Genomic DNA, 10,120 nt, shown 5'->3' on the forward strand with positions numbered 1-10,120 from the left:
GACGATGCGGGCAGGCTGGATCGCCGCCGCGCGGTGGGCAAGCTGGTGAATTTGTCGGACCGGCTGGTTCTTGATCCGCTTCGCGGCCATGCCGGGATCGGGCATACCCGCTGGGCCACCCATGGCGCCGCCACCGAGACGAATGCCCATCCCCATCGGCATGGCCGCGTGGCCGTGGTTCATAACGGCATCATCGAAAATTTCCGCGACCTGCGCGAGGAACTGGCCACGAACGGCCTCAGGCCCGAAAGCCAAACCGATACCGAGACGGTGGCCCTGCTGACCGGCCATCATCTGGATCGGGGCCTGTCACCGCTGGAGGCCGCGCGCGCCACCCTGTCCCGCCTGCACGGCGCCTTCGCGCTGGCCTTCCTGTTCGAGGGCGAGGGCGATCTGATGATCGCGGCACGCCGGGGCAGCCCGCTGGCCATCGGCCATGGCACGGGCGAGATGTTTCTGGGTTCGGATGCGGTGGCCCTGTCGCCCTTTACCGACCGCATCACCTATCTGGAGGATGGCGACCACGCCGTCCTGACCCGCGCGGGCGTGCAGGTCTATGAGGCCGGGGGGCGTCCGGTCGGCCGCGGCGAAAGCCGGATCGACGTCGGCGCGACGGCGATCGACAAGGGCGGCTACCGGCATTTCATGGCCAAGGAAATCGCTCAGCAGCCGGTGGTGATCGGCGACGTGCTGAACCATTACGTCAAGGACAACCGGATCGTGCTTCCCGAGGGGCTGGATTTCACGGGCGTGGACCGCATCGCGCTGGTCGGTTGCGGCACCGCGCATCTGGCGGGCCATGTCGCGAAATACTGGTTCGAGCGGCTGGCGGGCCTGCCCTGCGATATCGACGTGGCCTCGGAATTCCGCTATCGCGAGCCGCCGCTGTCGGACAAGAGCTGGTTCATCGCCATCAGCCAGTCGGGCGAGACGGCGGACACGCTGGCTGCCCTGCATTATGCCAAGGACCGGGTGGCCCGAACCGTCGGTCTGGTGAATGTGGGCACCTCGGCCATTGCGCGCGACAGCGACGTGGCGCTGCCGACGCTGGCGGGGATCGAGGTCAGCGTGGCGTCCTCCAAGGCCTTCACCTGCCAGTTGACGGTGCTGGCGATCCTGGCGCTGAAGGCGGCCCGTGATCGCGGCCGGATCGACGATGTGCAGCTTGCGGGCCATCTGGCCGATCTGCGCGCCGTGCCGGGCCTGTTGCAGCAGGCGCTGAACCTGTCCGATAATTGCCGGGCGCTGTCGGAATGGCTGGGTCAGGCGCAGGACGTGCTGTATCTGGGGCGCGGGGCGCTGTATCCGGTGGCGCTGGAAGGTGCGCTGAAGCTGAAGGAACTTAGCTACATTCACGCCGAAGGCTATGCCTCGGGGGAATTGAAGCACGGCCCTATCGCGCTGATCGACCGCGATCTGCCGGTGATCGTTCTGGCCCCCCATGATGCGCTGTTCGACAAGACCGTCTCGAACATGCAGGAGGTGATGGCCCGGCACGGGCAGATTCTGCTGGTCTCGGACCAGGCCGGGATCGCGGCGGGGGGCGAGGGTGTGCACGCCACGCTGCGCCTGCCCTCGGGTGGCGGGGCGTTCCAGCCGATCCTCTATGCGATCCCGATGCAATATCTGGCCTATCACACGGCGGTGGCGAAAGGCACGGATGTGGATCAGCCGCGCAATCTGGCGAAATCCGTCACGGTCGAGTGATGCTCGCGCGGCGTGACGCCGCGCGCCTTCCGCGCTAGGATCGGAACCATGTGGCGCCTTCTGGTCCTTGCGCTGTGCCTTCTGCCGCTTGCGGCGGCCGCACAGGAACGTCCGCAGACCGGACTGATGTGGAACCGCAGCGGGTTGCCCGCGACCTTTCCGCTGCAGGTCAAGACCCTGCCCGGCAAGGATTACCTGGTCCATGTGACCGAACCTGGCAGCGGCCGGGCGGTCATGGCGGGCTATATCCGTGGCGGGGATTTCTTTCGTCTTCTGGTGCCGCCCGGCCAGTGGCGGCTGCGTTTCGCCTATGGCCTCGACTGGCAGGGAAAAGATGCCCTCTTCGGCCCGGAGACAGGCCGGACCGAGATGCGGCAGGTTCTGGATTTCAGCATTCTCGGCCTGAATCGGCGCCGCGTCTATATCGTCACGCTCATCGAGGAGAACGGCACCATGAAGATCGTCGATGCGGACCCGCGCGCGGAATGCCAGATCGTGTCGTGGACCAGCGAGGACGCCGAATACCCGCCGGAACGCGGGCTGGATCCGGTCATGCGGGAACGCCGTTACGGCATTCCGCGACCCAACGGTCTGGAGGCGCCGCCCAAGCTGCGCTATATCGAGCGCAGCTTCGTGATCCGCAAACGTCTCTGCGGCTGATCACATCGAAAAGGACGTGCCACAGCCGCAACTTGAGGTGGCGTTCGGATTGTCGATGGTGAACCGGGCGCCGATCAGCTCATCCGCGAAATCGATCACCGCACCCGCCAGATAGGGCAGCGAGACCGGATCGACGACGACCCGCTGGCCGGCGCCTTCCAGCACCAGATCGTCGGCTTCGGCCTGATCCAGCCGGATCTCGTATTGAAACCCGGAACAGCCGCCCCCGGCCACCGCGACGCGCAGCGGACGGACGTCGCCGCCCGCATTGATCTCGGCAAGGTGGGCAAAGGCCCGTTCGGTCACTTTCGGAGGCAGGTTCATGGGGCGTTCCCGTTTTCGTCCTTGGGTCAGGAATATAGGCTCTGCACGCATCCCTCGCAAGGAAGGACCGCGCCTTGTCCACCGCCCCCTATGCCTGCCAGCCCGAAGACAGTCGCGGCAGGCTGCATCCGGAAAGCCTGTCCACCTTCCGCTCGCCCTGGCAGCGCGACCGCGACCGGATCATCCATTCCAGCGCCTTCCGGCGGCTGAAGCACAAGACGCAGGTCTTCGTCGAACATGACGGCGACGAATATCGCGGCGATTACTTCCGCACCCGGCTGACCCACACGATCGAGGTGGCGCAGGTCGCCCGCACCATCGCCGGCGCGCTGCGGCTGAACACCGACCTGGCCGAGACGGTGGCGCTGGCCCACGATCTGGGCCACCCCCCCTTTGGCCATACCGGCGAGGATGCGTTATCCGCGCTGATGCAGCCCTATGGCGGCTTCGATCACAACGCGCAGGCGCTGCGGATCGTCACCCGGCTGGAACGGCACTATGCCGATTTCGACGGGCTGAACCTGACATGGGAGGCGCTGGAGGGGATCGCCAAGCATAACGGGCCGGTGGAGCCGCCCCTGCCCTATGCCCTGGCCGAGGTGAACGGCGACTGGGATCTGGAGCTTTCAAGCAATGCCAGCGCCGAGGCGCAGGTGGCGGCCGTGGCCGATGACGTGGCCTATAACCACCACGATCTGCATGACGGTCTGCGGGCCGAATTGTTCACCGAGGAGGAACTGGCCGAATTGCCCGTGATCGGTCCCGCCTTCGCCGAGGTGGACCGCCTCTATCCCGGCCTCGACCGGATGCGGCGGCGACACGAGGCGCTGCGGCGGGTCTTCGGCGTCATGGTCGAGGACGTCATCGCCGTGGCCGAGAACCGGCTGGCGGGCCTGCAGCCGCAATCGGCGCAGGAAATCCGCGACATGGACGGGCCGATCATCCGCTTTTCCAAGCCGCTCTACCAGAACATCAAGGCGATCAAGTCGTTCCTGTTCACGCGCATGTATCGCGCGCCCTCGGTCGTGGATGAACGGGTCCGGGTGACGGCGATCCTGAACGAGCTGTTCCCGCTGTTTCTGTCGGACCCCGCCCAGATGCCGCCGCAATGGCACAGCGCGGCCGAGGCGGCGCCCGATGAAACCCGCCGTGCCCGCATCGTGCTGGACTACGTCTCGGGGATGACCGACCGCTATGCGATATCAGAGGCGCAGCGGCTGCTGACCGGTTGAAAGGGCGCGACACGGGCTGTCCGTGCCGCGCCATGTCATGCGGCGCCGCAAGACCGATCGGCCTCAGTCCCGGATCGAGCCCTCGTCATCGCCACGCCGGCGCATCCCCGACTTGACGCGGCGACCCACGATCAGCGGCAGAAGGAATCCGGCTATCGCGATGGCCCACAGCGTGATCGCCAGCGGGGAATCGATCAGGGTGAACCAGTTGCCGTTGTCGATGGTGATGGCGCGGCGCAGGTTGTTTTCCATCTGGTTGCCCAGAAGTGTGCCAAGGATGATGGGCACCAGCGGCACGTCGAACTTGCGCAGCACCCAACCCATGACGCCGAAGCCGATCATCACCAGAAGATCGAACGAGGAACCGGAAATGCCGTAGATGCCCACGAAGCTGACCATCGCCACGACCGGCATCAGCACCCGTGGCGGGACCAGCAGGATGCGGGTGAACAGGCCCACCATCGGGATGTTCAGCGCCAGCAGCATGAAGTTGGCGATGAACAGCGCCGCGATCAGTCCCCAGACCACATCCGGATTGTTGGTGAACAGAAGCGGCCCGGGCGTGATGTTCAGCGACAGCAGGACCGCCAGCAGCACCGCCGTCGTCCCCGATCCCGGCACCCCAAGCGCCAGCATCGGCACCAGCGCGCCGCCGGCGGCGGCGTTGTTGCCGGCCTCGGGCGCGGCGACACCGCGCGGGTCGCCGGTGCCGAAGGTGTTGTCCTTGTCCACCAGCCGCTTTTCCATCGTATAGGAGATGAACGAGCCCAGCGAGGCGCCCGCCCCGGGCAGGACGCCCGCGACAAAGCCCAGGCCCGAAGTCCGCAGCATTGTCGGGATGCAGGATTTCAGCATCGACCAGGGCGGCGTCAGTCGGCCGATCTTCAGCTTGCGGCCCTCGGCATCCGAGGCGCCGTGCCCCTCTTCCAGGAAGATGAAGACTTCCGACAGCGCGAAAAGGCCGACGATCGCGACCAGGAAATCCAGCCCGTCGTAAAGATTGACCTCGCCGAAGGTAAAGCGCGGCACGCCGGTCTGCGTGTCGACGCCGATCATCGCCAAGCCAAGGCCAAGGGCCGCGGCAAAGGCCGATTTCGCCTGGTTGGTCGAGGAAACCCCGCCCAGCGTCATGAAGGCCAGCGCGAACAGCGCGAAATATTCGGCCGGTCCGAAAAGCAGCGCGATCTTGACCAGTTGCGGGGCCAGCACGATCAGGCCCCAGGTCGCGATGAAGGATCCGACGAAAGAGGCGATGCCCGACAGCGACAGCGCCTCTCCGGCCAGGCCCTTCCTGGCCATCGGGTGCCCGTCCAGACAGGTCATCATCGCTGGCTCGTCCCCCGGTATGTTCAGCAGGATCGACGAAATCCGCCCGCCATACATCGCCCCGTAATAGACCGAGGTCAGCAGGATCAGCGACGGCGTGGCGCCAAGCCCCAGCGTGAAGGCCAGCGGGATCAGGATCGCCACGCCGTTCGATGGCCCCAGCCCCGGCAGCGCGCCCATGATGGTGCCCAGAAAACAGCCCAGCAAGGCAAGGCTCAGATTCTGCCAGGTCAGCGCGATGGCGAAGCCGTCGGCAAGATTGGACAGGGTTTCCATGACGCGCTCCTTCAGAAGCCGAACGGGCCGCGCGCCAGCGACAGACCCAGAGCCAGATTGAAGATGACATAAATGCCCAGCGAGGTGCCGATTCCCGTCGCCGTGGCCCAGAGGATCGTCGACCCGAGACGCCAGGACAGATAGGTTGCGGCGAAGGCTGTCGCGATGACGAAACCCGCTTCCGGCAGCAATTTGGCATAGAGGATCATGACCAGCACCGCCGCGCCGATCTCGGCCAGGCGGCCCAGGGCGGGCCAGGTCGGATCGGGATCGGGGCGCAGCGCGATGACGATGCTGGCCAGTCCCAGGACGGCCGCGATGATCAGGGGAAATGCCTTGGGACCGACAGCGTCCGACAGGAAGCTTTCCTCGATCGACAGCGCGGCCAGCGCGAAACCGATCGCCAGCAGGATGCCGACGAGGCCAAGGATGCGATCGCTCATCGCCGATTTCCTTTCGGGACAGAAGCGGCGCCGCGAAAGGTCGCGGCGCCCGAGATGTTTGCCGGCATCAGCCCGCGTCTACTTGATGATGCCGATCTTGCGCGAGATGTCCTGGATCCGGGTCACCGATTCGGACACGAATTGCTGGAATTCCTCGCCCTGAAGGTCCAGCGGCGCGATGCCGTTCACCTTCATCACCTCTTTCCATTCGTCCGAGGCATAAAGCTCGCCCAGCTTCGACACCCAGCCGTTATAGGCTTCGTCGGACATGCCGCCCGGCCCATAGAAACCGCGCCAGTTCGCGCCGACAGCATCCACACCCTGTTCCTTGGCGGTCGGAAAATCGGCGAATTCGCCGTCAAGCCGTTCGGGGGCCAGCACCGCGATCACCCTGATGTCGCCGCTATCGACAAAGCCCTTGGCCTCGGAAAGGTCGCCAGTGAAGGCCTGGACCGACCCTGCCAGAAGCTGGGTCACGGCCTCGCCGCCGCCATCGAAGGCGATATACTTGACCGAGCGGACATCCTCGATGCCATAGGCATCGGCCGCGATCAGCACCTTCAGGTGATCCCAGCCGCCCACGGCCGAACCGCCCGCGACCGAGATCGAACCCGGATCGGCCTTGATCTTGTCCAGCAGTTCCGGCAGCGTCTTGATCTCGCTGTCGGCCGCCACGGCGATGACGCCGTAATCGGCCCCGATCGAGCCCAGCCAGCGGACCTGATCCATGGTGTTGCCCGGATAGGCGCCCTGTGCCAGCCGCGTCGCGGTCGCCGAGGACGCCGCCACGATCAGGTTGTTGTCGTCCTCGCGCTTGTTGACGACCTCGGCAAAGGCCACGCCGCCGCCGCCGCCGGCCAGATTGACGACCTGCATCGTCGTGTCGATCAATCCCAGATCCTGCATCGTCTTGCCGACCTGGCGGCAGGTGAAGTCCCAGCCGCCGCCGGGATTGGCCGGGGCGATGCATTCGGGATTGGTGGGATTGAAATCCTGCGCCATCGCGCCCAGCGACGACGCGCCCAGCAACGCGGCGGCCGCGATCATCCGGCTTGCCTTGAAAATCATGGTTTTCCTCCTGTTGTCCTACGGATGCTACGCCGCATTCCTGCAAGGGCGCAACATCGTCCCTGAGGCGGGATCTTGAGCGTCATTTGATGGCACGAAGCCTTGCAGCAGGCAAGCCTCGTCGTGGACAAGCCGCGCCGGGGAAAGGAAAAAATTTACCGAGGCCGAACCCGCGCCGAGGATCGCCATGTCCCGCCTGCAAGGGCTTTACGCACCTTTTCTGCTGTCCGGGGAGTCTTGGCCTTCCCGCGATCGCGGCACGAGGGGCGCCCCGTGTCGCGGGCTCCCGAAGGGCTTCACATCATGCGCAGACAGGCACCCAAGAAATGACCGCCCCGACCAGGGTTCATCCGAGACGGTAATTCGGGCTTTCGCGCGTGATCTGCACGTCGTGCACATGGCTTTCCTTGAGCCCCGCCCCGGTGATGCGGACGAACTGGCAGTTGCGGCGCATCTCCTCGATCGTGGCGCAGCCGGTATAGCCCATGGCGGCGCGCAGCCCGCCGACAAGCTGGTGGATCACCGTGCCGGCCGGTCCCTTGTAGGGCACCTGCCCCTCGATGCCCTCGGGCACCAGCTTGTCGGTCGCGGCATCCTTCTGGAAATAGCGGTCCGCGCTGCCCCGCGCCATCGCGCCCAGCGAGCCCATGCCGCGATAGGATTTGAAGCTGCGGCCCTGATACAGGATCACCTCGCCGGGGCTTTCATCAGTGCCGGCGATGGCGCTGCCGACCATGGCACAGCTGGCGCCCGCGGCGATCGCCTTGGCGAAATCGCCGGAATACTTGATGCCGCCATCGGCGATCACCGGCAGGCCATCGGCGCCGGCGCAGGCGTCCATGATCGCGGTCAGCTGCGGCACGCCGACCCCGGCAACCACCCGCGTCGTGCAGATGCTGCCCGGTCCGATGCCGACCTTGACGGCATCCGCGCCCGCCTCGATCAGTGCCCGCGTGCCTTCCGCCGTGGCCACGTTGCCCGCCACCACCTGCACCTCGTTCGAAAAGGTCTTCACCCGTTCGACCGCCCTGGCGACGCCTGCCGAATGGCCGTGAGCGGTATCGATCACGACCATGTCCACGCCCGCCTCGATCAGCGCCTGGCTGCGTGCAAAGCCCTCTTCGCCGACGGTCGATGCGGCGGCCACGCGCAGCCGCCCCAGCTCGTCCTTGCAGGCCAGCGGGTTCACCACCGCCTTCTCGGTATCCTTCAGCGTCAGAAGGCCGGTCAGATGACCCTGGCCATCGATAATCAGCAGCTTCTCGATCCGACGTTCCTTCATCAGGTCAATGGCCTGCTGGCGGTCGGCAGGCTCGGTCAGCATCGCCAGCCTGTCCGAGGTCATCATCACGCTGACCGGGGTGCGGTCGTCGCTGGCGAACCGCATGTCGCGATTTGTGACGATGCCGACGACGCGGCCCTCGGCATCGACGACCGGAAAGCCTGTGACGTTGTAGCGGTCCTGAAAGGCCTTCGCATCGGCCAGCGTCTGATCGGCGCGCAGCGTGATGGGCTTGTAGACGATGCCGCTTTCGAACCGCTTGACACGGCGCACCTCGTCGGCCTGCTGTTCGGTCGTCAGGTTGCGATGAATGACCCCCATGCCGCCTGCCTGCGCCATGGCGATGGCCATGCGGCTTTCGGTCACCGTGTCCATGGCCGAGGACAGAAGCGGAATGTTCATCCGGATGGTGCGCGTGACCTGGGTCGCGACATCGGCGGTCGAGGGCATCACCGTCGAGGCGGCGGGAACCAGAAGGACATCGTCAAAGGTCAGGGCCTCACGAATCTGCATGGGGTCATCCTTGCGGCAAGTTCGTTTGGCAGTTTCCCCTTTCACGCGCGGCGCCGATTGTCCAGAGCCGAAGAACCGGCGCCGGCCGCCGGGCTGCGTTGCAGCAAAGACACGCTGCCCCCAGGTCAGCGAGATCAGAACGTTGCGTCATCGGGCCGGCACGATTGATTGCATCACGAAGTCCCGTAAGGTGACAACCTGGATCGGTTGATCCGTCTAGGGAGGACAACTTATGAGATATACACTGACCGGCGCGGCCACCCTGCTGCTGAGCGCGTCGCCCCTGCTGGCGGGCGGGATCGAACGCGCGCCGCAATCGCTGAGCCCGCTGTTCGAAGACGGAAACTACGCCGAGCTCAGCTTTGGCGGCGTCGATCCGACGGTCGAGGGCAAGGACCGCACGCCAGCGGCGGCCGGAGGCCCCTACAACACCGGCGACGTGGCGCAGGGCTACGGCTTCGTGGGTCTGGCCTACAAGCACCAGTTCACGCCCAGCATTTCCGGCGCCATCATCATCGAACAGCCCTTCGGCGCCGATATCCGTTATCCGACGCAACCCGGCGCGATCCCGGATCCGGGCCAGGACGGGTCGCTCCTTCTGGGCGGAACCAGCGCGAAGGTGGATTCCACCACCTTCACCGCGCTCGGACGCTACAAGTTCCAGAACAATTTCTCGGTTCATGGCGGCATCCGCGGGTCGCGTGCCGACGGCAAGGTCAGCCTGAACGGCGCGGCCTATGGTCCGGTGGCGGGCTATTCGGTCGATCTGGATACCGACACGGCCGTCGGCTGGGTGGCCGGCGCCGCCTGGGAAAAGCCCGAGATCGCGGCCCGCGTCTCGCTGACCTACAATTCCGAGGTCGAGCATGAATTCGACACGACCGAATCCGGCCCGCTGGTCGATCCCGACGGGGCCGGGCCGCTGCCGGCCCTGCCGCTGCTGACCGGCACCTCCATGACAAAGGTCAAGACCCCGGAAAGCTGGAACCTGGAATTCCAGACCGGCGTCGCGCCGGATACGTTGGTCTTCGGATCGATCCGCTGGGTGAACTGGTCCGAATTCCGGGTCGATCCGCGCAACTTCACCGCCGTGACCGGTGGCGGACTGGTCAGCCTGGAGGACACCACCACCTACACGCTTGGCGTGGGTCGCAAGTTCACCGATGCCTGGTCCGGTTCGGCCTCGTTCACCTATGAGAAGGCCGGGAATGATCTGGTTTCGCCGCTGGCCCCGACCAACGGGCGCAAGGGCATCACGCTGGCGGCGATCTATACGCGCGACAACATGA

Annotated in this window: 9 protein-coding genes; 4 read left to right on the top strand and 5 right to left on the bottom strand. The window is 65.7% G+C overall.

What is annotated here, in order from left to right:
- Both glmS and B4A72_RS14630 read left to right on the top strand, forming a co-directional pair.
- Window positions 1-1,707: glutamine--fructose-6-phosphate transaminase (isomerizing) (gene glmS / locus B4A72_RS14625; RefSeq protein WP_292978957.1), on the top strand; the 1,707-nt coding region annotated here is incomplete at its 5' end.
- Window positions 1,708-1,755: 48 nt separating this feature from the next.
- Window positions 1,756-2,367: a hypothetical protein gene (locus B4A72_RS14630; protein WP_292978959.1), complete on the top strand. Its 612-nt coding sequence runs from the start codon at window positions 1,756-1,758 to the stop codon at window positions 2,365-2,367.
- Here the strand turns inward: B4A72_RS14630 and B4A72_RS14635 are convergent, their stop codons facing one another.
- Window positions 2,368-2,691 carry a HesB/IscA family protein gene (locus tag B4A72_RS14635; RefSeq protein ID WP_292953604.1) on the bottom strand — a complete coding sequence of 108 codons (324 nt, stop codon included), beginning with the start codon at window positions 2,689-2,691 and terminating at the stop codon, window positions 2,368-2,370.
- Between the two features lie 74 nt (window positions 2,692-2,765).
- Between B4A72_RS14635 and B4A72_RS14640 the strand changes: the two genes are divergently transcribed.
- Window positions 2,766-3,923, top strand: coding sequence for a deoxyguanosinetriphosphate triphosphohydrolase (locus B4A72_RS14640; protein ID WP_292953601.1), 1,158 nt, complete (start codon window positions 2,766-2,768; stop codon window positions 3,921-3,923).
- 63 nt (window positions 3,924-3,986) lie between these two features.
- Here B4A72_RS14640 and B4A72_RS14645 read toward each other — a convergent pair whose 3' ends face one another.
- The 4 genes from B4A72_RS14645 to guaB all read right to left on the bottom strand — a co-directional run bounded on the left by B4A72_RS14645 (window position 3,987) and on the right by guaB (window position 8,831).
- The gene (locus B4A72_RS14645) at window positions 3,987-5,525 is read right to left on the bottom strand and encodes a tripartite tricarboxylate transporter permease (protein ID WP_292953598.1); all 1,539 of its coding nucleotides are present in this window, start codon (window positions 5,523-5,525) and stop codon (window positions 3,987-3,989) included.
- An 11-nt stretch (window positions 5,526-5,536) separates the two neighbouring features.
- Window positions 5,537-5,968, bottom strand: coding sequence for a tripartite tricarboxylate transporter TctB family protein (locus B4A72_RS14650; RefSeq protein ID WP_292953595.1), 432 nt, complete (start codon window positions 5,966-5,968; stop codon window positions 5,537-5,539).
- A gap of 78 nt (window positions 5,969-6,046) precedes the next feature.
- Window positions 6,047-7,036 carry a Bug family tripartite tricarboxylate transporter substrate binding protein gene (locus B4A72_RS14655; protein WP_292953592.1) on the bottom strand — a complete coding sequence of 330 codons (990 nt, stop codon included), beginning with the start codon at window positions 7,034-7,036 and terminating at the stop codon, window positions 6,047-6,049.
- 346 nt (window positions 7,037-7,382) lie between these two features.
- Window positions 7,383-8,831, bottom strand: coding sequence for an IMP dehydrogenase (gene guaB, locus B4A72_RS14660; RefSeq protein ID WP_292978961.1), 1,449 nt, complete (start codon window positions 8,829-8,831; stop codon window positions 7,383-7,385).
- Between the two features lie 232 nt (window positions 8,832-9,063).
- Between guaB and B4A72_RS14665 the strand changes: the two genes are divergently transcribed.
- Window positions 9,064-10,120 (top strand): OmpP1/FadL family transporter (locus tag B4A72_RS14665; RefSeq protein WP_292978963.1); only part of this gene is annotated, 1,057 nt, incomplete at its 3' end.

The sequence above is a fragment of the Paracoccus sp. UBA5162 genome (assembly GCF_002413585.1).
In the GTDB taxonomy this organism is placed as follows: Bacteria; Pseudomonadota; Alphaproteobacteria; order Rhodobacterales; family Rhodobacteraceae; genus Paracoccus.

Excerpts from the sequence above, each read along its gene's own strand:
- B4A72_RS14630 (WP_292978959.1), top strand. The coding sequence starts at position 1,756 with ATGTGGCGCCTTCTGGTCCTTGCGCTGTGCCTTCTGCCGCTTGCGGCG.
- B4A72_RS14635 (WP_292953604.1), bottom strand. The coding sequence starts at position 2,691 with ATGAACCTGCCTCCGAAAGTGACCGAACGGGCCTTTGCCCACCTTGCC.
- B4A72_RS14645 (WP_292953598.1), bottom strand. The coding sequence starts at position 5,525 with ATGGAAACCCTGTCCAATCTTGCCGACGGCTTCGCCATCGCGCTGACC.
- B4A72_RS14650 (WP_292953595.1), bottom strand. The coding sequence starts at position 5,968 with ATGAGCGATCGCATCCTTGGCCTCGTCGGCATCCTGCTGGCGATCGGT.
- B4A72_RS14655 (WP_292953592.1), bottom strand. The coding sequence starts at position 7,036 with ATGATTTTCAAGGCAAGCCGGATGATCGCGGCCGCCGCGTTGCTGGGC.
- guaB (WP_292978961.1), bottom strand. The coding sequence starts at position 8,831 with ATGCAGATTCGTGAGGCCCTGACCTTTGACGATGTCCTTCTGGTTCCC.